Origin of the sequence: Marinobacter sp., from assembly GCF_034669625.1 — a bacterium.
Classification (GTDB): Bacteria; Pseudomonadota; Gammaproteobacteria; order Pseudomonadales; family Oleiphilaceae; genus Marinobacter.
Map to the genome: position 1 here is coordinate 1 of NZ_JAXMOY010000020.1, position 22,367 is coordinate 22,367.

General features: G+C 54.2%; 17 protein-coding genes and 1 tRNA gene. 9 read left to right on the plus strand and 9 right to left on the minus strand.

Features of this window, described 5'->3' with window-relative positions; genetic code table 11:
• Window positions 1-77: 77 nt before the first annotated feature.
• The 4 genes from pheS to VOI14_RS13995 all read left to right on the plus strand — a co-directional run bounded on the left by pheS (window position 78) and on the right by VOI14_RS13995 (window position 4,173).
• Window positions 78-1,076 carry a phenylalanine--tRNA ligase subunit alpha gene (gene pheS / locus VOI14_RS13980; RefSeq protein WP_323752661.1) on the plus strand — a complete coding sequence of 333 codons (999 nt, stop codon included), beginning with the start codon at window positions 78-80 and terminating at the stop codon, window positions 1,074-1,076.
• Window positions 1,077-1,148: 72 nt separating this feature from the next.
• A complete protein-coding gene (gene pheT / locus VOI14_RS13985) occupies window positions 1,149-3,521 on the plus strand; it encodes a phenylalanine--tRNA ligase subunit beta (RefSeq protein ID WP_323752662.1) in 2,373 nt (790 codons plus the stop codon).
• Window positions 3,522-3,524: 3 nt separating this feature from the next.
• Entirely contained in the window at window positions 3,525-3,827 is a 303-nt protein-coding gene (gene ihfA / locus VOI14_RS13990; RefSeq protein WP_022989370.1) for an integration host factor subunit alpha, read from the plus strand.
• Window positions 3,808-4,173: a MerR family transcriptional regulator gene (locus VOI14_RS13995; RefSeq protein ID WP_323752663.1), complete on the plus strand. Its 366-nt coding sequence runs from the start codon at window positions 3,808-3,810 to the stop codon at window positions 4,171-4,173. Before ihfA ends, VOI14_RS13995 begins: the two co-directional genes overlap by 20 nt.
• 73 nt (window positions 4,174-4,246) lie before the next feature.
• On the opposite strand, the gene VOI14_RS14000 is transcribed toward VOI14_RS13995, so the two are convergent.
• The 4 genes from VOI14_RS14000 to VOI14_RS14015 all read right to left on the minus strand — a co-directional run bounded on the left by VOI14_RS14000 (window position 4,247) and on the right by VOI14_RS14015 (window position 8,426).
• Complete coding sequence (locus VOI14_RS14000; RefSeq protein WP_323752664.1) at window positions 4,247-5,386, minus strand: glycerate kinase; 1,140 nt, start codon at window positions 5,384-5,386, stop codon at window positions 4,247-4,249.
• Between the two features lies 1 nt (window position 5,387).
• On the minus strand, window positions 5,388-6,731 hold the full coding sequence (locus VOI14_RS14005) for a GntP family permease (RefSeq protein WP_323752665.1): 1,344 nt from the start codon (window positions 6,729-6,731) through the stop codon (window positions 5,388-5,390).
• A 151-nt stretch (window positions 6,732-6,882) separates the two neighbouring features.
• A complete protein-coding gene (locus VOI14_RS14010) occupies window positions 6,883-7,974 on the minus strand; it encodes a CdaR family transcriptional regulator (RefSeq protein ID WP_323752666.1) in 1,092 nt (363 codons plus the stop codon).
• Window positions 7,974-8,426, minus strand: a complete 453-nt coding sequence (locus tag VOI14_RS14015) for an Lrp/AsnC ligand binding domain-containing protein (RefSeq protein ID WP_323752667.1) — start codon at window positions 8,424-8,426, stop codon at window positions 7,974-7,976. The genes VOI14_RS14010 and VOI14_RS14015 overlap by 1 nt, the downstream gene beginning before the upstream one ends.
• A 200-nt stretch (window positions 8,427-8,626) precedes the next feature.
• Between VOI14_RS14015 and putA the strand changes: the two genes are divergently transcribed.
• Window positions 8,627-12,253 carry a bifunctional proline dehydrogenase/L-glutamate gamma-semialdehyde dehydrogenase PutA gene (gene putA / locus VOI14_RS14020; RefSeq protein WP_323752668.1) on the plus strand — a complete coding sequence of 1,209 codons (3,627 nt, stop codon included), beginning with the start codon at window positions 8,627-8,629 and terminating at the stop codon, window positions 12,251-12,253.
• A gap of 211 nt (window positions 12,254-12,464) precedes the next feature.
• A complete protein-coding gene (locus VOI14_RS14025; protein ID WP_323752669.1) occupies window positions 12,465-13,028 on the plus strand; it encodes an NAD(P)H-dependent oxidoreductase in 564 nt (187 codons plus the stop codon).
• A gap of 70 nt (window positions 13,029-13,098) precedes the next feature.
• Here VOI14_RS14025 and VOI14_RS14030 read toward each other — a convergent pair whose 3' ends face one another.
• The 3 genes from VOI14_RS14030 to VOI14_RS14040 are packed head-to-tail and all read right to left on the minus strand — an operon-like array spanning window position 13,099 to window position 16,045.
• The gene (locus VOI14_RS14030; RefSeq protein WP_323752670.1) at window positions 13,099-14,625 is read right to left on the minus strand and encodes a tripartite tricarboxylate transporter permease; all 1,527 of its coding nucleotides are present in this window, start codon (window positions 14,623-14,625) and stop codon (window positions 13,099-13,101) included.
• On the minus strand, window positions 14,625-15,071 hold the full coding sequence (locus tag VOI14_RS14035; RefSeq protein WP_323752671.1) for a tripartite tricarboxylate transporter TctB family protein: 447 nt from the start codon (window positions 15,069-15,071) through the stop codon (window positions 14,625-14,627). The genes VOI14_RS14030 and VOI14_RS14035 overlap by 1 nt, the downstream gene beginning before the upstream one ends.
• Window positions 15,068-16,045 carry a Bug family tripartite tricarboxylate transporter substrate binding protein gene (locus VOI14_RS14040; RefSeq protein WP_323752672.1) on the minus strand — a complete coding sequence of 326 codons (978 nt, stop codon included), beginning with the start codon at window positions 16,043-16,045 and terminating at the stop codon, window positions 15,068-15,070. Before VOI14_RS14040 ends, VOI14_RS14035 begins: the two co-directional genes overlap by 4 nt.
• A 230-nt stretch (window positions 16,046-16,275) precedes the next feature.
• Between VOI14_RS14040 and VOI14_RS14045 the strand changes: the two genes are divergently transcribed.
• Together VOI14_RS14045 and VOI14_RS14050 are read left to right on the plus strand one after the other, a co-directional pair.
• Window positions 16,276-17,871 (plus strand): sensor histidine kinase, encoded by a 1,596-nt coding sequence (locus VOI14_RS14045; RefSeq protein WP_323752703.1) that lies wholly within the window; start codon window positions 16,276-16,278, stop codon window positions 17,869-17,871.
• Window positions 17,868-18,554, plus strand: coding sequence for a response regulator (locus VOI14_RS14050; RefSeq protein ID WP_323752673.1), 687 nt, complete (start codon window positions 17,868-17,870; stop codon window positions 18,552-18,554). Before VOI14_RS14045 ends, VOI14_RS14050 begins: the two co-directional genes overlap by 4 nt.
• 55 nt (window positions 18,555-18,609) lie before the next feature.
• Here VOI14_RS14050 and VOI14_RS14055 read toward each other — a convergent pair.
• Window positions 18,610-18,686 (minus strand) — tRNA-Pro (locus tag VOI14_RS14055).
• A gap of 112 nt (window positions 18,687-18,798) precedes the next feature.
• Window positions 18,799-20,442, minus strand: a complete 1,644-nt coding sequence (locus tag VOI14_RS14060; protein ID WP_323752674.1) for an FMN-binding glutamate synthase family protein — start codon at window positions 20,440-20,442, stop codon at window positions 18,799-18,801.
• Between the two features lie 267 nt (window positions 20,443-20,709).
• Here VOI14_RS14060 and VOI14_RS14065 point away from each other — a divergent pair, with 267 nt between their 5' ends.
• On the plus strand, window positions 20,710-22,302 hold the full coding sequence (locus VOI14_RS14065; protein WP_323752675.1) for a BCCT family transporter: 1,593 nt from the start codon (window positions 20,710-20,712) through the stop codon (window positions 22,300-22,302).
• Window positions 22,303-22,367 lie beyond the last annotated feature (65 nt).

Genomic DNA, 22,367 nt, shown 5'->3' on the forward strand with positions numbered 1-22,367 from the left:
CTTCTGAATAGGGCAAGGGCACGCTCTTCCCCTATTTTTGTTTTAACCTACCTCATTTCAGGTTTGGAGCAGGGTCAATGGAAAACCTTGAACAGTTGGTTCAGGACGGATTGAGTGCAGTCGAAGCAGCAGACAACCTGCAGGCGCTTGATCAAATTCGCGTAGAGTACCTCGGTAAGAAAGGCTCTATTACTCAGCAGGCCAAAACTCTGGGTAAGCTTTCGGCAGAGGAACGCCCTGCAGCCGGCCAGAAAATCAACGAAGCCAAGGGTCAGGTCGAGCAAGCGATTAATGCACGCCGAGCCGATCTTGAAAAGGCAGCCATCGAGGCGAAGCTGGCCAGCGAATCCATTGATGTAACCTTGCCAGGCCGCGGGCAGGATCTGGGTGGTTTGCACCCGGTGACTCGAACACTGCAACGCATTGAAGAAATTTTTGCTCGCGCCGGTTATAGCGTTGAGCAAGGGCCGGAAATCGAAGACGACTACCATAACTTCGAAGCCCTCAATATCCCGGGGCATCACCCCGCTCGTGCGATGCACGATACCTTCTATTTTAATCCGGGCACGCTGTTGCGTACTCACACCTCTCCCGTTCAGATCCGCACCATGGAAGCCGGTAAACCGCCGTTCCGTATGATTTGTCCTGGCCGGGTTTACCGCTGTGACTCGGATATGACGCACACCCCAATGTTTCATCAGGTTGAAGGCCTGCTGATCGAAAAGAACGTCAGCTTTGCCGATCTCAAGAGCACCGTAGAGGAGTTTCTGCGGGTGTTTTTCGAGCGCGACCTGAAGGTGCGCTTCCGTCCATCCTACTTCCCCTTCACTGAGCCTTCCGCAGAAGTGGATATTGAGTGGGGCCGGGAAGCCGATGGCAGCATTAAGTGGTTGGAAGTGATGGGTTGCGGCATGGTGCACCCGAAAGTGTTCGAGCATTGCGGTATTGATGCTGAAGAATATCGCGGATTTGCGTTTGGACTGGGTGTTGAACGCCTGGCCATGCTCCGTTACGGCGTGAAAGACCTGCGCATGTTCTTCGAAAACGACCTGCGTTTTTTGCGCCAGTTCCGTTAAGCCTGAGGGCTACATGGCGCAAGCAAGTCTCCGAATCAACCGCATAAATGGCATCAGGACAAGGCAAGAACGATGAAATTCAGTGAACAGTGGCTGCGAGAGTGGGTTAATCCGAGCATCGATTCCCAAGCATTGATGGATCAGATCACTATGGCGGGTCTGGAAGTCGACGGCTTTGAGCCGGTGGCTGGAGAATTTTCCGGCGTGGTCGTAGGCGAGGTTGTGGCTGTTGAGTCGCATCCGGATGCCGACAAACTGCGCGTTTGTCAGGTTAGCAATGGCGAAGAGACCGTACAGGTTGTTTGTGGTGCACCGAATGTGCGCGAAGGCCTAAAGGTGCCATTTGCAGAACTGGGCGCGGTGCTGCCCGGTAACTTTAAAATCAAAAAAGCCAAACTGCGTGGCCAGCCCTCTCAAGGCATGCTCTGTTCGGAATCCGAGCTTGCGCTCTCGGAAAGTCAGGATGGCTTGATGGAATTGCCTGACGATGCTCCGGTTGGTCAGAGCATGGTGGATTACCTCAATCTGAATGACATCGCGATTGATGTGGATTTGACGCCAAACCGTAGCGATTGCCTGTCCATTAAAGGACTGGCTCGCGAGGTGGGTGTGTTGAACAGCTTGGTGGTGGAGGCTCCTGAGATTGCAGCGGTTGAGTCTGTTCATTCCGAGGTGCCCGAGATCCGTATTGAGGCGCCGGAGGCTTGCCCCCGCTATCTGGGGCGGGTCCTGCGTAATGTGAACCTGAAGGTCGAAACGCCCTTGTGGATGCAGGAAAAACTGCGCCGCTCCGGTATTCGTTCGATCGATGCCGCCGTTGATGTCACTAACTATGTCATGCTCGAGCTTGGTCAGCCTCTGCATGCTTTTGACCGGGAAGAGATTTCGGGTGGCATTGTGGTTCGTATGGCGAAAGCCGGCGAAAAGTTGGTGCTGCTGGATGGCCAGGAGGTTGAGCTGACGGCCGAAACTCTGGTTATTGCCGATCACGACAAGCCGATTGCGATTGCTGGTGTGATGGGTGGTGAGCACTCAGGCGTCAATGAAAAGACACAAGATCTGGTCTTGGAATCGGCCTACTTCGAGCCTATTTCCATGGCTGGTAAAGCGCGTCACTACGGATTGCATACCGACGCTTCTCACCGCTTTGAGCGCGGTGTTGATTATGAACTGGCCCGTGAGGCGATGGAGCGTGCAACCCGCCTGCTGATGGACATCGTCGGCGGTGAGCCGGGTGAGATTGTTGAGGTGGTTAGTTGGGAAGATCTGCCCAAGGCCAAAACGGTCGACCTCCGTGAGCAACGTCTGGCCGATGTGCTGGGTTTGGCGATTGACCGCACCACCGTAGAGGAGATTTTGTCGCGGCTGGGACTGCGGGTTGAAAAACTTCTTAAGGACGGCTGGCGCATCAGCGTTCCTAGTTTCCGTCCTGATATTTCTATCGAAGAAGACTTGATCGAAGAAGTTGGTCGTATCTATGGCTATAACAACCTTCCGGTAACGGAGCCGACGGGTTCGTTGGGATTGAGTGTTCGCGAGGAGGCCGTTCGTCCTCTGTCCATGATTCGTAACTTCTTTGTGTCTCAGGGCTACCAGGAAGCCATCACGTATAGCTTTGTAGACCCTAAAGTTCAGCAGTTGGTTGACCCGGATCGGCAAGGCATCGATCTGGCGAATCCGATTTCCTCCGATCTTTCGGTGATGCGCACTACCTTGTGGAGTGGCTTGCTGAAAACTGTACAGCACAATCAAAACCGTCAGCAGCCGCGTATCCGTTTGTTCGAGACCGGGCTGCGCTTCGTGAAGGACGGAGACAACATTGACCAGCAGCCTATGCTAGCTGGCGTTGTGGTTGGTAGTCAGACGCCCGAGAACTGGGTTAATGGCCGCAGAGCGTCCGACTTTTTTGATGTCAAAGGCGAGCTGGAAAGCCTGTTCCAGGTGTTGGGTATTGAAGTTCAGTTCCGGGCAAGTGAGCATCCCGCGTTGCATCCAGGGCAGACGGCAGAATTGTTGCGCGACGGCGAAAGTGTTGGTTGGTTCGGGACCTTGCACCCACAAGTGCAGAAAAACCTTGAACTTAATGGCACGATTCTAATGTTTGAGCTATTCTTGAATTCGATCGTTACCGGATATGTGCCTAATTTCAAAGATGTTTCGAAATTCCCGGAAGTTCGAAGAGATTTGGCTATCATTATCGGAAGCGAAGTGTCGTTCGCGCAGGTGGAAGATATTGCTCGCAAGCAGGCCGGCGAACACCTTACGGATTTGCGTGTGTTTGATGTCTATGAAGGCGAAAGTCTGGGTGAGGGTAACCGCAGTTTGGCCCTGAGCCTGTTCTGGCAACATTCCGAACGCACGTTGAATGAAGATGAAGTGCATACGCTCTTTAACGGGGTTATTGATTCCCTGAAAGAAGAGCTGGGGGCAACACTGAGGAGTTGACGGATGGCGGCTTTGACGAAAGCGGATATGGCGGAGCGCTTGTACGAAGAATTAGGTTTGAACAAGCGGGAAGCCAAGGAAATGGTAGAAGCTTTCTTCGATGAAATCAGAGGTGCTCTGAGCCATAACGAGCAGGTTAAGTTGTCTGGATTCGGCAACTTTGACCTCCGTGATAAGAAGCAGCGGCCGGGACGTAACCCGAAGACGGGTGAAGAAATACCGATCAGCGCACGCCGCGTCGTTACGTTCAGGCCCGGCCAAAAACTGAAACAGAAAGTAGAAACGTATGCTGGAACCGAGTCATAACAACGAGCTTCCTGTTATCCCGGGGAAGCGCTATTTTACCATCGGTGAAGTAGCGGATCTGTGTGCAGTTAAAGCGCACGTTTTGCGGTATTGGGAGCAAGAATTTCCTCAGCTGTCGCCAGTTAAACGCCGGGGTAACCGTCGGTATTATCAGCGTGCTGATGTCATTACGATTCGTCAGATTCGCAGCCTGCTGTACGATCAGGGTTACACCATTGGTGGTGCTAAGCAAAAGCTGAGCAGCTCGGAGGTGAAAGACGATACTTCACAGTACAAGCAGCTGATTCGTCAAATGATTACCGAGCTTGAGGAAGTGTTGGATGTGCTGAACGCGCCTGCTCGTTAAGCGGTAAAGCGCGCCAACTCCAGAAAACAAAAAACCGAGGTGCTAACCTCGGTTTTTTGCGTTTAAGTCGCTGTTAATGTTTACCGGTAAGGGCATGGGTAAGCTGGGCAAATTGTTCGGCACATTGTTCCAGATTGGCCTCTGCCTGGGCGTAGGCACTTTTCAGTTCCATCGGGGCCCGGGTTATTGAAAATGCCGCGGTGAGGCCGAGTGAATGCAGTGCATCGATATCCCGCCCTAGCTTGCCCGCGAAGCCGATTACCGGCACGGCATATTTCTTGGCTAGGGCAGATACCCCGGCTGGCGTTTTCCCAAAGGCGCTCTGGCTATCAATGGCGCCTTCGGCGGTGATCACTAAATCGGCCGTTTGAATGTGCTTTTCCAGTCCAATCGTCTCCATCACCAGCTCGATACCCGGGCGCAGTTCTGCCCCCAGAATACCCGCGATTATGCCTCCGATACCGCCGGCCGCGCCGCTACCGGGGAAGCTGGATATATCCCAGCCCTGATTACTTGTCAGTCTCGCGAAGTGGGCCAGGTTATCATCCAGCTGAACGAGCTGTTTAACGCTGGCGCCTTTCTGTGGGCCAAATACCGCTGCAGCTCCGTTGGGCCCGGTGAGGGGGTTGTTGACGTCGCAGGCCACCACGAGTTGAGTGTCGCCGAGCGCATCGATTGCAGGCTGCAGGTCCAGACTCGTGAGTTTCGCTAATCCGACCCCGCCGCGGGGAATGCTCTTGCCTTCGTGGTCGAGAAGCTTTGCCCCCAGCGCCTGCAGAATACCTGCTCCGCCATCTGTCGTCGCGCTGCCGCCTAACCCCATGATCAGGACTTTTGGTTTGTGCGCCAGAGCTTCCAGCATTAACTCGCCAGTGCCGTAGCTTGAAGCTGTTAATGCATTCCTTGCTTCGGGTGGCACGCAGTGCAGGCCACTCCCTTCAGCTACCTCTACTATGGCTGTGTCAACATTGGGTGCGAGCCCGTAGCGGGCGATGACAGGATCCCCTAGGGGACCTGTTACCGTGACCGATTGAAGTTGGCCGTGCAGGGCTTCCGTCAGGGCGACGGTGGTGCCTTCGCCGCCGTCTGCGAGTGGCACTTCAACGATCTCGTCCCCGGGTGCTGCTTTGGCCCATCCGCGGGCGATAGCGCTGGCAACCTGATTGGCTGTCAGGCATTCCTTGAACGAGTCAGGAGCAATGACGATGCGCATGTTACAGCGCTACCAAAGAGGTTAGCCATACACAAACGATGGTCACCAGTCCCATGATCAGGGTTGCCGTGGTGTGTGACTTGTAGGCGGTCGCGACGTTCATTTTGCTGAACTGAGACACCACCCAGAAGTAACTGTCGTTGGCATGTGACACGGTCATGGCACCTGCGCCAACGGCCATCACCGTCAACACCCGGCCGAGCTCGGAATCCAGTCCAAGCTGAGGCAGCAGCGGGGCAACAAGTGCTGAGGCCGTAACCAGTGCAACGGTGGAGGAGCCCTGAGCAGACTTGAGGGCCGCGGCTACAATGAATGGCATCATGACACCTAACCCCAGGGTTGAGAGTGTGTCGCCCAGGTAGCTTCCCAGAGGCGTGGCGGCTAGAACCGCGCCGAATGCACCGCCGGCACCGGTAATCAGAATAATTGGTGCAGCCACTTCCAGGCCTTTGCTGGTATGACGGCCGAACTCTTCAAGCTTGTTGTTACCTTGCAGGAGAGTGAGCGCAAAACCGAGGCCAATTAACAGGGCGTTCAACGGCTTGCCGAGGAAGTTCAGGATGTCATAAACCATTCCGTCACCGAGCGGTGCGGTGGGGTAGTTGGCAAAGGAGCCGATGCAAATCAGCAAGATTGGGACGAAAATCGGTGCAAACGCCTTGCTGGCCGGAGGAAGTTCCCCATAGTGCTGTTTGGCTTCTTCGAAAGCCTCTTCTGCTTGTTCGAGTTCGGTGCTTGGCAGGTTCTTACACCGGGATGCCCAGAACAGCCCTGCTAAGGCCGCAATGATTGCAAATACAAGCCCGACGGCGATAACCAGACCCAGATTGTTTTCCAGTCCCAGGTTGCCTGCCGCGGCAATAGGGCCCGGCGTTGGCGGAACCAAGGTATGGGTGGCGAATAGGCCGGTGGACAATGCAACAGTCATGGCCACAGGGGAGGCATTGAGTGTTCTGGCCATCGAGCGTTTCAGGCTGTTCAATATGACATAGCCGGAATCACAAAACACAGGAATGGAGACGATAAAGCCGACAAGCGACATGGTGAGTGTTGGGAATCTCTCACCGAGCCATTTCACGACGCTTTCGGCCATCACGATGGCGGCGCCGGTGCGCTCAAGAATCACACCAATAATGGTGCCCAGAACAATCACCAGACCAATGTAGCCCAGAATGTTACCGAAGCCGGCGCGAATGGTTTTTTCGATGTCAGCTAACGGCAGGCCAAAGGCAAAGGCGGCCAAAAACGAGGCGAGCAGTAGGGTAATAAAAGGGTTCAGTTTTAAACGGCTGGTGGCGAACACAATGAAAATTATGACCGCAACCAAAATTAGCACCAGATGCATCGGAAATCTCCAGAATCAACCCGATTGTTATACCGGCTCTGTGGCCGATTATGTGGTGCTAAGTGTAAAAGCAGATTGACAATAATTCGTTATGCGGAAGTACAGAATTGGTTTCTTATTAATCGATATAATTGTGCAGTTGCATTAGCGTTCAGTTGGATTCCAGAGCTAAATAAAGAAACATGAGATCTTCGATCCGGAACGGGGAGCAGCCTGTGAGGGCCTCAATGCCCTTTAACCGATAACGAACGGAGTTTCTGTGTAGATGGAGTTGCTGGGCGCAACGTTGGATGTCCCCTTCGGCCGCAATAAACACACGCAGGGTCTTGAGGTACTGGTCGCTGCGGGGGTGGTTGAGCAGAGGGCGAAGGGCTTGGTTTAGTTGCTCTTGTTGCCATTTGGGCTGCAGGCTTCTCCACAGTGTTGCCAGCGGCAGATCCTCGTAGCAGGCCCGGACGGGTGCTGGGGAGCGTTGTTTGGCGGCTTGTAAGGTCGCTGCAGCGGATTCGTAGCAGGCTTTTAGATTGTTGCTGAACACCGCGCCGGTGGCGGCAGATACTGATGCGCTTATGTTGTCCGGTAAGCGAGCCAGTGCTGCGATCAGCGCATCCTGAGCCGGCTTTTCTGAAAAAAAGAAGACAATTTTCTGATCCGCGGTCTGAATAACCAATGTTTCCGGCTCTATTCGCTCTAAATCTCTGGCCAGTGAGGTGATATCGGTTAACCAAGGCTGGTGGGGCTCGCTGGCCTCGAGTACGACGGCTATGCGAGGTTTACGCAGGTCAATCGATAGGTGCGTTAACCAGTATTCCGCAACGGGTTCGCCATTGAGTAGGGTCAGTATTGTATTCTCGATCTGATGCCGGCGTTGACGGCCCACTTCGATCAGCGAAGCTTGCTCCAAAATCAGCTCAGCGGTAATCCGTACCAGGTCTGCAAAGGGCAGTACTTTGTCCGGAGTTCCTGAAATTCCGACGACAGCCACGATCTTGCCACCCACTTCGACGGGCAAATTGACGCCGGCCCGCGTTCCTGTGTATCGGCAGGCTTCTTGTTCCGTGATCACAACTGGCGCGCACGTTTCGGCCACTTTTCGAGCCGCTTGGTGTATCGCGCCCACGCGCTGGGAATCGCCGGAGGCAATAATAATTCCGTCCGGCGTCATGACGTTCACAGAGTGACCGATCACGGGCATCGCCCGGTCGACGATACGCTGGGCGGTTGCTTGATCGAGCGTGTTCACTAAAGGCCCCGATCTTTAACGTTTTCCATGACTACGAACGTACTGGTTTGCAGAACATGTGGCAGGTTGGAGATTTGCTCCCCCAGAACGTGTCGGTACTCAGCCATATTTCGTGTGCGGATCTTCAGTAAGTAGTCGAAGTTAGCGGCCATCATGTGGCATTGCTCAACCGTAGAAATCTGTTTGACCGCATCGTTAAACGCTGCCAACGCCTTGCTGGATGTGTCATTTAGAGTCACCTGGGCAAACGCTATATGAGATTGTCCCAGCTTGGTCTGGTTTACCATTGCTGAGTAGCCGGTGATGTAGCCTTGTTCTTCGAGCCGCCGCATGCGTATTTGGCAGGGCGTTTTGGATAAACCGACTCGGGAGGCCAGATCGGTAACGGTAACGCGCCCGTTGTTCTGGAGTTCCCGAATGATGGCAAGGTCGATCCTGTCGAGATCCGACATGGCTGCTATCCTTCTTGTGAGCAATAAAAAATAAGGCTTTTGAGTCGGTTTTCCTAATTTTAATGGAAATGCAGTGTTTTTGATAATTTTTATTGGTCAATTACAGGGGATAAGACCCAATATGGGCGACTAATAGGAAAATAGAATATACCGCCTTCGCTACAATGCGGTCAGTATTCCAATAATCAGGAGGCATAACCATGAGTTTGCAGCAATCCGCGGCAAAAGAGCTCCACGAAATTCGTCAGGCGCTTCGCAATAACTATCTGGCGGATGAGTATGAGGTGATTCACCGACTGATTGAGCAGGCTCAGCTGTCTGATGAAACCCGCCAAGCGATTTCTGCCCGAGCGGCGGAGCTGGTGCGCGATGTGCGTGATAACGCTAAGCCCACGATCATGGAAAAATTTCTGGCCGAATACGGTCTGACCACTAAAGAAGGCGTGGCGCTGATGTGCCTGGCGGAGGCGTTACTTCGGGTGCCCGATAACCTCACCATTCAGGATCTGATTGAAGACAAAATCACATCCGGTAACTGGGGTGCTCACGTTGGCAAAGCGAAATCTGGTCTGATTAATTCCGCCACGTTGGCATTGTTGATGACCAGCAACCTGCTTAAGGATTCTGAGCGCCAAAGTGTGGGTGATACCTTGCGCCATTTGGTCAAACGCTTGGGTGAGCCGGTCGTTCGTGTGGCTGCCGGGCAGGCCATGAAAGAAATGGGACGGCAGTTTGTTCTGGGCAGAGATATTGAAGAAGCTCAGGAAAATGGACAGGAAATGGAAGAGCAAGGCTACACTTATTCCTACGATATGTTGGGTGAAGCCGCTCGTACCGACGCTGATGCAGAACGCTATTTTCAGGCATACGCTACGGCCATCGAAAGCATCAGCAAACGCTGTGAAGGCGATGTGCGGACCAATCCGGGTATCTCCGTAAAGCTGTCGGCATTGCTGGCCCGCTATGAGTATGGCCAGAAAGAACGGGTGATGAACGAATTAGTTCCCAGAGCTGTCGCGCTGGCCAAAAAAGCCGCCGCGGCCAACATGGGCTTCAATATTGATGCCGAAGAGCAGGATCGTCTGGACCTCTCTCTGGATGTGATTGAAGCGATCTTTGCCGATCCCGCCCTGGACGGTTGGGATGGCTTTGGCGTGGTGGTTCAGGCCTTCGCCAAGCGTGCTTCCCAGACTCTGGATTGGCTCTATGGGCTGGCAGAGAAACACAATCGCCGCATCATGGTGCGCCTGGTAAAAGGCGCTTATTGGGATGCCGAGATCAAGCGCGCTCAGGTGATGGGCCTTGAAGGCTTCCCGGTGTTCACCCGTAAAGCCTGTAGTGACGTGTCCTACTTGTCTTGTACGACTCAATTGCTCGGCATGACCGATCGCATCTACCCACAGTTTGCCACTCACAACGCACATTCTGTCTCAGCGGTTCTTGAGCTGGCTAAAGATCTGGGTCGCGACAAATTTGAATTCCAGCGCCTGCATGGCATGGGCGAGTCTCTGCACGATCAGGTTCTGAAGGCAAGCAAAGTACCTTGCCGGATCTATGCTCCGGTGGGTGCACACAAAGACCTGCTTGCTTATCTGGTTCGTCGGTTGCTGGAAAACGGTGCGAACAGCTCCTTCGTTAACCAGATTGTGGACACCAGCATTACCCCGGAAGAGATCGCTAAAGATCCTGTTGATGCGGTGAGCGCACTTGGACGCGATGTTTCCAGCCAGATGATCGTTAAGCCGGCAGACATCTTTGGCGATCAGCGCCGTAATTCGAAGGGCTGGGATTTGACGGACCCTGTGACGATTGCCGAGCTTAATGAAGGGCGAGGAAAGTTCAAGGCGCACCAGTGGCAGGGCGGTCCGGTAATGGCCGTCGCAGCGACCGGTGGTGAGGTGGTCGATGTTCGCAATCCTGCGGATCTGGACGACGTGGTTGGTCAGATTACCCATGCCTCTGAGGCAGATGTAGAGGCTGCAGTTGAAGCGGCGCGTAACGGGTTTAAGGATTGGGCTGGCGTGCCGGCTGAAAAGCGTGCCGAACTGATTCGTAAGGTTGGCGACCTGTTCGAAGAGAATGTGGACGAGCTGTTTGCCCTGACGACTCGGGAGGCCGGCAAGTCTTTGTTTGACGCCGTGGCCGAGATTCGTGAAGCGGTCGATTTCGCCATGTTCTATGCCAACGAAGGTATTCGTTATAAGGACGCAGGGCAGGCCCGTGGCGTGATTTGCTGTATCTCTCCCTGGAACTTCCCGCTGGCCATTTTCACCGGCCAGATTCTGGCTAACCTGGCTGCCGGTAATACGGTGGTCGCGAAGCCGGCTGAGCAGACCTCTTTGTTGGCGGTGCGTGCGGTTGAGTTGATGCACGAGGCTGGCATTCCAAAGGATGCCATCCAGTTGTTGCCGGGTGACGGTGGCACCGTGGGTGCAGCGCTGACGTCGGATTCGCGCATTGAAGGTGTCTGCTTCACTGGCGGCACCGACACGGCCAAGCTGATCAACAAAGCAATGACCAAAAACATGGCTCCGGATGCACCGCTGGTGGCTGAAACCGGTGGTATGAATGCCATGATCGTGGATTCCACCGCATTGCCAGAACAGGTGGTGCGTGATGTTTTGGCCTCTTCGTTCCAGAGCGCCGGTCAGCGTTGTTCAGCTCTGCGTATGCTCTACGTGCAGAAAGACATCGCCGAAGGCTTACTGGAAATGCTTTACGGCGCCATGGAAGAGCTGGGCATTGGCGATCCTTGGGAGCTGTCTACGGATGTCGGCCCTGTCATCGATGAGGAGTCTCGCAAGAAGATCAACGATCACTGCAAAAAGTTCGAACAACAGGGCAAGCTGCTCAAGAAGCTGCCGGTTCCGGAAAAAGGCATGTTTGTGTCGCCTGCCGTTCTGAAAGTCAGCGGCATCGAGGAAATGGAAGAAGAAATCTTTGGCCCTGTGCTGCACGTAGCCACGTTCGAAGCCAAGGATATCGACAAGGTAGTCGATGCAGTTAACGCCAAAGGCTACGGCCTGACGTTCGGCATTCACAGTCGGGTTGATCGCCGGATTGAGCACATTGCCAGCCGCATCAAAGTTGGCAACACCTACGTAAACCGGAACCAGATTGGTGCCATCGTTGGCTCACAGCCCTTTGGTGGCGAAGGCTTGTCTGGAACCGGCCCGAAAGCGGGCGGCCCGCAGTACGTGCGTCGCTTCATCAAAGGTGATGTGATCGAGAAGTCTGCAGGTGAGGGCAAGGCGGTTGGTGCCCGCAAGGTGCAACAGCTGATCGACCAGCTGACCAAGCTGAACGTAACCGGTGCCGAAGGGCGCCAGCAGGCTCTGAGCCCATTCTTTGGCGATGTTCCGGCACCGCTGGATCTTGGTTACGAAGAAATGCCGGGGCCGACCGGTGAGCAGAACCATCTGTCTTGTCACGCTCGGGGCGTTGTTTTGTGCCTGGGGCCAGATACAGATTCTGCGATCGAACAGGCCGGCGTCGCTTTGTCGCAGGGTAACAAGGTTGTAGTCGTGGCGCCGGGCGCTGAAAAAGCTCTGGCAAGAGCGATGCATGCCGGACTTCCTGTTGTCGCTTGTGATGGTTTGTTGGAGCCCCAAGCACTGACTCAACTCGATGGTTACGAAGCCGTGGTGAGCGTGGCCGAAAAGCCGTTGCTGAAGCAGTATCGCGAAGCACTTTCGGTGCGGGATGGCGCTTTGCTGCCGGTGATCACAGAGCACAAGCTTGATCAGCGTTACGTCATTGAGCGCCACCTGTGCATCGATACCACCGCTGCCGGTGGTAACGCCAGTCTGATCGCTTCAGCAGAATAAGCCGAGGGCAGGTTCGGGACCCGAGTCCGGACCTGCAAAGCCTTACTTGGCGCTCTAATGAGCGCCGCGTGACGTCCTGCCAGATACGGTCTGCCACCTTTGTTCAGGAAAACTGAACAAAGGTGGCAGATTTTTTCGTTATTTTTGTGTGCTTTTAGCATCTATAGTACGAGTCTCAACTGAAAATTCGAAGCCAACAGGAAGCATGCGTATGTCTCTCAAACTTCAAACGATTATCTGTAGTACTCGCCCCGGTCGAGTAGGCTCATCGATTGCAGAGTGGTTTAACACTGCGGCGAACGAGCAGGGGGGATTTGAAAGTGAGCTCGTGGATTTGGCGGATTTCAATCTTCCTGTGTACGACGAGCCGAATCACCCGCGTATGGAGAAGTACGAGCATGGACACACTAAAGCCTGGTCGGAAAGCGTGGCTAAGGCAGATGCCTTCGTGTTTGTGATTCCCGAATACAACTTTTGCCCACCGCCTTCATTCGTCAATGCGCTGAATTATCTTTACAACGAGTGGAACTACAAACCGTGTGGTTTTGTAAGCTATGGCGGTGTGTCTGGTGGGCTGCGCTCGGCTCAGATGGCCAAGCAATTGGTCACGACCCTGAAAATGATGCCGATGGTCGAGGGCGTTATGGTGCAAATGCCGTGGGAAAAACTGGATGAGAATCGCAAGTTTCAAGCTGAAGCGGTGCATAGCCACTCAGCAACGGCGATGCTTGAAGAAATGGTTAAGTGGACGGACGCGCTCAAGGTGATGCGCTGAGTCAAAAAAAGCACCGGGCAATGCCCGGTGCAAAACTGACGATTGATCATCAGAGCGAGGAGGGGGTTAGTTAATCACTAACCGGGCCTTCCTCAATCGCAGATTTCATTCGGCGTCTCAGAAGTGGGCCAACGATCACTGGCAATGCCAGACCTAGACCAGCAACTATCCAAAGTCCCAAAGCCAGCGGGCTGCTCCAGAGCGTGCTCCAGTCACCGTCCGACAGAATCAGCGCATGCCCCAGGTTTTTCTCCATTTCCGGCCCCAATAGTAAGCCAAGAATAATGGGCACGAGCGGTATCTCGAGCTTACGCAGGAAGTACCCTGCCACCCCGAACGCCACCATAAAGTAGAGATCAAAGGTGCTGTTGCTGATGGAGTAAATGCCCACGAACGCAACCATCGTGACAATGGGAAGCAGAAACATCGGTGGTATCGACAGCAGCCGAACGAACACGCCAATCATCGGAACGTTTAGCAATAGCAGCAATACGTTACCGATCAATAACGCCGCAATAACACCCCAGACTATATCCGCATTCTGAGTGAACATTAGCGGGCCCGGTGTGATGTTGAGGGAAATCAGCATCGCCAGAAGAACTGCGGTCGTGCCGCTGCCAGGTACCCCGAGTGTCAACATAGGCACCAAGGCCCCGGATGCGGCACCGTTGTTGCCGGCTTCGGGGGCTACAACCCCGCGAATGTCGCCACTTCCGAAGTTGCCTTTTTTGCCGACAGCCCGTTTTTCCAAGGTATAGCTGATAAAGCTGCCCAGCGAAGCGCCGGCACCGGGCAAAACACCGGCGATGAAGCCCAGGACGCCGCCACGAAGCTGTGAGGGGATCGTGGTGATCAGTTCCTTAAAGGAAAGCGTCAGCTTGCCCACGTTCACTTTCTTATGGCCACTTCCAAGGCGCGACTCTACGAAAAACAGCAACTCGGAGATCGCAAACAGACCCACTATGGCCAGGATGAAATCGATACCTTCATACAGCTCCAGTACGCCAAAGGTGTAGCGCTGAGTGCCGGTAGAAATGTCGATACCAACGGTGGAAATCATAATGCCTATCGCCGCTGCTATGACCGTTTTCATCGGATTCTTGCCCGTGATGCCGCCTAATGTGGCAAACGCCAGTACGAACAGCGCGAAGTATTCCGCTGGGCCGAAGGTCAGGGCAAACTTCGCTAACACCGGCGCTAGCATGATCAGGCCGATGGTGCCGATCAGTCCGCCGGAAAACGAAGCGATGGCTGAGATCGCCAAGGCATCGGCCGCCCGGCCTTTCTGCGCCATCGGGTAACCGTCTAGGCATGTCATCATCGCGGGCTCATCGCCCGGGATGTTCAGCAGGATCGACGAGATGCGTCCCCCGTACATGGCTCCGGCATACACCGATGTGAGCAGAATCATGGAGGTTTCCGGAGGCAATCCCAGAGTAAACGCCAGCGGGATCAGGATGGCTACGCCGTTGGCCGGGCCGAGGCCAGGCAGGCAGCCGATCAGCGTTCCGACAAAGGCGCCAAATAATGCGTACATCAGGTTGTAGGGGGTCAATGCCACCGCAAACCCGTCTATCAAAAAACCGAGAGTTTCCATTAGCTGAACTCCAACAGGCCGGCGGGCAGGCTCAGTGACAATCCGTAGTTAAACAAACCGTACACCACGATCGCGCTGATCAGACCGGTCAGAAAGGCGCTGCGTGGAGCTGCTCCCATGCGCCAGCTCAAGGCGCTAACGGTCAATGTGGTGGAGATAACAAACCCCAGTGGCTCGAGAAGCAGGGCATAGATAACCAATACGATCACTGAGAACAGAAGTTCCAGAGCTGTCTTGCCCCGCGGCCACGGTGTGTCCTGATCTGGTTTTACCATCAAGTACAGGCTGCCAATGACCAGAATGAACGACAAAATGGTCGGGAAGGTTTCGGGCCCCATGCCGTGGGAGCCGCCGAACGGCTCGGGCCACTGCTGCGCAGCCCAGCCGTAGGCCACGGCCAGGACCAAAAGGCCCAAGCCGAGTACGCGGTCATTCAATCCGCTCATTTCATCAGCCCAATTTCGCGGGACAGGTCGTTGATTTCCTGCACCTGTTTATGAACGAAGTCTTCAAACTTGTCCGCATCCGGATGGAAGGGGATCAGGCCGTTGCTCTTCATCACTTCTTTCCATTCAGCACTGGCGTACAGGGTATCGACGGCTTCAACCCAGTATTGCTTGGCTTCGTCGCTGGCGCCTTTGGGCATATAAAAACCGCGCCAGTTCGGGCCTAGCGCATCAATGCCCTGCTCACGGGCGGTGGGAATGTCGCTGAATTCACCCGGCAGGCGCTCTTCTGACAACACGGCCAGTACGCGCAGGTCGCCGGATTCCATAAAACCGGTCGCCTCAGAGATATCGCCGGTGAAGGCATCGACCTGTCCACCGACCACCTGAGTCATGGCTTCGCCGCCGTTGTTGTAAGACAGGTACGGAATGGACGGCAGTTTCTCAACGCCGGCGGCCTTGGCCGCAATCAGAACCTTCAGGTGATCCCAGCCGCCACGGGCGCTGCCACCGGAAAACTTCACAGCACGCGGATTAGCCTTGCTGGCTTCAAACAGGTCGTTCAGTGTTTTGTAGGGAGAGTTCTTGCCAACGGCAATGATGCCGTAGTCCGCACCCAACGCGCCTACCCACTTCACCATGTCGGCATCCAGGCCGGGGAACTGCTTTTGTGCCAAGCGTGTGGTGGTGGCTGTAGAAGCGGCGACCAGAAGTTTGTCATCGTCATTGCGCTTGCTGACGGTGTGAGCGTAGGCAACACCACCACCGGCACCGGCCATGTTGATCGTTTGTACTGTGCCTTCGACCAGTTTGAGCGACTGCATGACGTTGCCAACACTGCGGCAAGTAAAGTCCCAGCCGCCGCCCGGATCCGCGGGTGCCAGACATTCGACCTTACCGGAAGGCTGCCACGCCATGGCTGACATGCTGAATGCGGCTGCAGCTGCGAAACTAAGAGTTCGTTTGATAAACATGAGTCGTTATCCTTCAATTGTTGTTTTACGCACTCCGAGGAGCAATGGGCGTAGGTTAAGATGTGGTCATCTTGCTAAAAAGTTTGTGGGCGTATTGACTATAAAAAATCTAAAACCCATTAAGTTCATAAAGTTCACGGGCAAAAGTGTGTCTTGTGCTTTAACCTCGTCTCTAAATGACAACAAAACCTGATTAGACCGTGGCCAGAAAAACCAGACTGAAAACCCGAATGATCCTCACGCTGGTGCTGGTTAGTGCCTTGCAGACCGCTTTGATAGGCGGGGTGGCGGGTTATTACCTCAGTGAATCTCTGTACAGTGAAATCGGTCAACGTGCTTTGATGGTGGCGAAGACCGTTGCAGCCACACCCTCCGTTATCTCGGGTATAGAACGGCGTGATATCGAAGCCTTGACCCGTCTGGCATCCACGATGGCGGCCACGAATGAGGCCCGATTCATTGTGGTTGGAGACCGCCGGGCGATCCGGCTGGCGCATCCGTCGCCGGATCGAATCGGATTGTCGATGGCAGACGATGACGGCGACGACGGCCGGGAAGCTCTGGTAAACGGCCGCGGCTACGTTTCCAGAGCCGTGGGTAACCTGGGCGAGACCATGCGAGGCAAGGCGCCGGTGATGTTGCCGGAAACCGGCGAGATCATCGGGATCGTATCGGTCGGCTACAGCGTTATGCAGGTCAGTAACACTATTCAGCGTTACAAGTTTATATTCTACGGCATGGTTGGTTTGATGCTGCTGATCAGCATTCTGGTTGCGGTCGTGATTGCGGGACGTTTCAAACGGGAAATTTTTGGTTTGGAGCCAGAGGAAATTGCCCGCCTGTTTGAGGAACGTAATGCCACCTTACAGTCGGTGCGTGAGGGAATCATCGCCATTAATCGCGAGGGTGTGATAACGACCGTTAACCGTGCAGCGCTTGAAACCCTTGGGTTTGAAGCCGGTACCTCGTTGGCTGGAAAGCCGATTCATGAGGTTCTGCCGGGCAGTGATTTGCTCTCCGTACTGGAGACCGGTACTCCGGATTTTGACCGGGAAGTATGGCTTCGGAACCGGCAGATGGTGGTTAATCGGCTTCCGGTGCGGCAGGGTGATGAAACCATTGGTGTGGTGGCCAGTTTCCGTTTGCGTGATGAGCTGGACCATGTCAGTCAGCAACTGACACGCATCCAGCAATATGCGGATACGCTGCGCAGCCAAGCCCATGAATATTCTAACAAACTTCACACGATCGCAGGCTTGATTCAGATTGGGGCACATGCGGATGCTTTGAGTTTGATTGGTCGCGAAACCAGTGATCACCAGAGCTTGATTCACCTATTACTGGAAGCGGTGCCTGACCCGATTATCGCCGGCTGCTTGTTAGGTAAATACAATCGGGCCAGGGAAATGGGTTTGCACTTGGAAATAGACCCGGATAGCCAAATGAGTGACATCCCCGACACCTTGCCCCGAGATCAATTGGTCAGTGTGCTGGGCAACCTGATCGACAATGCGTTGGAAGCGACGCGCCAGCACGCAGGTGAAGGCGGGAGCGTGATGCTCTCAATGACGGATCTTGGCCAAGAATTGATTTTCGAAGTGGACGACCAAGGGGCAGGTATTGGTGAAGGAGAACGAGACCGAATTTTTGAAAAGGGTGTGACCAGCAAAGACAACGCAACCAAGTCACACGGCTATGGATTGTACCTGGTGCGTCAGTTTCTTGATCGGTGGGGGGGGGCTATAACCGTTGAAAATCTACCCGATGCTGGCAGTCGTTTCACTTTATACTTACCGAAGAGTCCGGTCGCCAGGAGTGCCCATTGAACACGATTCGTATACTGATTGCTGAAGATGATCGCCAGATTGCGGAAATCCAGAGAAGATTTGTCGAACGGCTTGATCACGTTGAACTCTGCGGTGTCGCCCACACTTTGGCCGATGCGCGCGATCTGGTCGAAGTTTTAGTTCCGGATTTGATTTTGTTGGATGTCTATTTTCCGGATGGCACTGGTCTGGACTTGTTAAGAGAGCTCAGAGCGCAAGACAGCCGCAGTGATGTCATCCTGATTACTGCGGCCAAAGAAGTCGATACCTTGCGCAGCGCACTGAGAGGCGGTGTTTTCGATTACATTCTGAAACCGCTGGTGTTTGAGCGTTTGGAAGAAGCGGTTAGCCGTTTTCGCGCTCGGATGGAACACTTATCCGGGTTGAGCCAGCTTGCCCAGAATGAAGTCGATGCCTTGATTCCGCGCCCCGGCGAGGACGACGCTCAAGCGGTGAATGGTCGATTGCCAAAAGGCATCGATGCTCTGACGCTGGAAAAAATTCAGGACGTGATCGGGAATGGTGAGCCCTGGAGTGCCGAGGAGGTGGGTAAGGCCATCGGCGCATCGAGGACAACCGCGAGGCGCTACCTTGAATTCATGGTAGGAAGTGGCAAGCTCACAGCAGAAGTGACCTATGGCAGTGTTGGACGGCCGGAGCGGCGCTATCAGATTGCAGAGTAATGGCCAGAAACAACAAAGCCCGGATCTTTCGATCCAGGCTTTGAGTAGGGAATTCTGGTCGGGACGGTAGGATTTGAACCTACGACCCCTTGCACCCCATGCAAGTGCGCTACCAAGCTGCGCTACGCCCCGTAAACTGCTTGCCGCCAAGAAAATAGGTTTATCTCAGTGGCTTAGCGGGAGCGAAGTATACGCCAGCCCCAAATAAAAATAAACAGGTGAGCGGCGACTTTCTTCAGAACAATTACCGCAACTTTGTTTCTCTGAGTTTGAGAACGAATTCCGGCGGCTCGAAGGTATTCGGTTGCGCGAACTTCCAGTATTTATCGAACACGGTTAACCCGGTCTCGCCTTCCAGTAATATTCCCGGTTCAAGATAGTGGAACAGATCCAGATAGCTCTGAACCTCGGTTTTCGATACTCGGCGGACGATGTGTTCCGGGCCTAGCTCCGAAGGGTGATTCAGGCCGGAGGCTTCTAGCAGGTTTTGAAGTGCATCCAGTGTTTTAGCGTGGAAGTTGTACACGCGCTCGCTTTTCAGTGGCACGTCCAGCTTGTTGCCCCGGCGAGGGTCTTGGGTGGCAACGCCCGACGGGCAACGCCCGGTGTGGCAGTTCAGCGCCTGAATGCAGCCCAAAGCAAACATGTAACCGCGGGCAGCGTTGCACCAGTCAGCCCCCATGGCCAGAGTGCGGGCAATGTTGAAGGCGGAGGTGATCTTGCCTGCAGCGCCAATGGCGATGTCATCACGGAGGTTGGCGCCAACCAAGGTGTTATGTACCAGCAAGAGCGCCTCGGTCAGAGGCATACCCAGACGGTTAATGAACTCCAAAGGGGCTGCGCCAGTGCCGCCTTCGCCGCCATCCACGACAATGAAGTCCGGATGTTTGCCAGTTTTCAGCATGGCCTTAACGATGGCGAACCATTCCCACGGGTGTCCGATGGCAAGCTTGAATCCTACCGGCTTTCCGCCAGAAAGTTCTCGCAGTTGCTCGATGAACTCCAGCAGTTCTATCGGTGTAGAAAATGCAGAGTGGCTGGACGGCGAAACGCAGTCTTCTCCCATCGGCACGCCCCGAGCTTCAGAAATTTCAGCCGTGACTTTTTCACCGGGTAAGATGCCACCGTGCCCAGGTTTTGCCCCCTGAGATAGTTTGATCTCTATCATTTTTACCTGGTCTAAGCGGGCGTTATCCTGAAACTTCTCAGCACTGAAGGTGCCGTCCGGATTGCGGCAGCCAAAGTAGCCCGAACCAATCTCCCAGACCAGATCTCCGCCCGGTTCTTTGTGATAACGAGAGATCGAGCCTTCACCGGTATCATGGTAGAACCCGCCTTTCTTGGCCCCTGCGTTCAGGCTCAGTATGGCGTTCGCAGAAAGGGAGCCAAAGCTCATGGCCGAGATGTTGAAAACGCTAGCGCTGTATGGCTTTGCGCAATTCTTGCCGATCACAACCCGGAAGTCGCTGGAGCTAAGTTTGGTGGGGGTTAAGGAGTGATTCATCCATTCAAAACCCTCTTCATACATCGACAGTTGTGAGCCGAACGGGCGCTTGTCGAGTACACCTTTTGCGCGCTGGTACACGATGGTGCGCTGCTCTCGGGAGAACGGCCGTTCATCGGTATCCGATTGTATAAAGTACTGGCGAATTTCGGGCCCTATGGATTCGAGCAGATACCGGAAGTTCGCCATGATCGGGTAGTTACGGCTGACGGTGTGCTTTCGTTGCAGCAGATCTCTGGTGCCAAGGGCTGTCAGCACGGCAAAAACAACCGGGAAAATGTACCCCGAGCTAGCCCACAAGGCGAGTGGAAGGGAAATGACCAATCCCGCGATGCTGAGTGCGTATGCGGAATAGCGAAAAGGGAAGGTGGTCGTTTTAACCATGAATACCTCAAGCGGGCTTGGAGTGTTGATAAGGCCAGTATATGCCAGAGAGGCCAGAGGTGGGCAAGTTGCTGAAAATTGTTGGGAATAAGGCTTCGGTTATTTTTGCGTGGTCTATAATTCCTGAGGTGGATGTAACACAAGACGCACTTTGATGTTTTGAGGTCAAAGTAATAGGATAACGTGCTTGTAATATTTCGGGGCAGGTTGGAATGGCCTGCCCATCACGCACTTTTCAGACATCACACCAAAACCAGGAGGCTCCACGTGGGCGAGGTAGTGAAAGACGAATATCAGACGGACTACGTCGCAGGCCAGGATAATATCAATCCGTTCGGTCTGGACCTGCATAACTGGGTGTTCCCGGTAACTGCAGTGATTGTAGTGCTGTTTGTTATAGGAACTCTGATGTTTCCGGCTTTGGCCAAGGAAACGCTTGATGGGGCAAAGTGGGGAATCATCGCCAGTTTTGATTGGTTCTTCCTGCTGAGCGCCAACATTTTTGTGGTGGTGAGTTTGGCACTCATCTTCATGCCCGTTGGTAAAATTCGCTTGGGTGGTCAGGACGCGAAGCCTGAATTTACCCGCATTTCTTGGTTTGCCATGCTGTTCGCTGCGGGCATGGGTATCGGCCTTATGTTCTGGGCCGTGGCTGAACCGGTGGCGTACTACACCGGTTGGTATGAAACGCCGTTCAATGTTGAGGCGAATACCGCAGCCGCTCGCGATCTGGCCATGGGTTCTACGATGTACCACTGGGGTCTTCACCCTTGGGCTATCTATGCAATCGTTGCATTGTCGCTGGCGTTCTTTGCCTTTAACAAGAACATGCCGCTGACCATTCGCTCCGCCTTCTTCCCGCTGCTGAAAGACAGAGTGTGGGGTTGGCCGGGTCATATCATTGATGTGCTGGCAGTGGTTGCGACCATTTTTGGTCTGGCAACGTCTTTGGGCTTCGGTGCGCAGCAGGCTGCTTCGGGGCTTAACTATCTGTTTGATGTGGGTGCGGGTACCAACATTCAAATGGCCATTATTGTGGGCGTGACTGCGCTGGCGTTGATGTCGGTTCTGCGCGGCCTTGATGGTGGTGTAAAAGTATTGAGTAACATCAACATGATCACCGCGGGTGTGTTGTTGTTCTTTATTCTGTTCGCCGGACCCACCATGACGATTCTGGAAACCATCTGGATCACGTCTTCTTCTTACGTGACCAATGTGGTTCCTCTGAGTAATCCGTTTGGCCGTGAAGACTCCGCGTGGATGCAGGGTTGGACCGTATTCTACTGGGCTTGGTGGATTTCATGGTCACCGTTCGTAGGTATGTTTATCGCGCGTGTTTCTAAAGGTCGTACAGTGCGTGAGTTTGTGACCGCGGTGCTGATCATCCCAACAGTGATTACGACAGTCTGGATGAGCGGCTTTGGCGGCACTGCGCTGGAGCAGATTCAGAACGGCGTGGGTGTGCTGGCAGAGAACGGTCTGACGGATGTGTCGCTCGCGACTTTCCAGATGTTTGAAGGGCTGCCGCTGACAGGCATTATTTCCTTCGTGGGCATCATTCTGGTTCTGGTGTTCTTCGTGACCTCATCGGATTCCGGTTCACTGGTTATCGACAGCATCACCGCTGGCGGCAAAACCGATGCTCCGACCGCTCAGCGTGTGTTCTGGGTTGTTATGGAGGGTGCTATTGCGGCCGCGTTGATCTTCGGTGGCGGTGATGATGCACTCGGGGCGATTCAGGCGGTGGCGATTAGTGCTGGCCTGCCGTTTACCTTGATTTTGCTGATTATGACGTGGGGCTTGCTCAAGGGGCTTTCCCAAGAGCGAAAACTGCTGATTCAGCGGGGCGAATTGCTCTGATTTGATGAGCTAAGCATAAAAAAAACCGGAGCTTAATAAGCTCCGGTTTTTTTATATCTGGACTA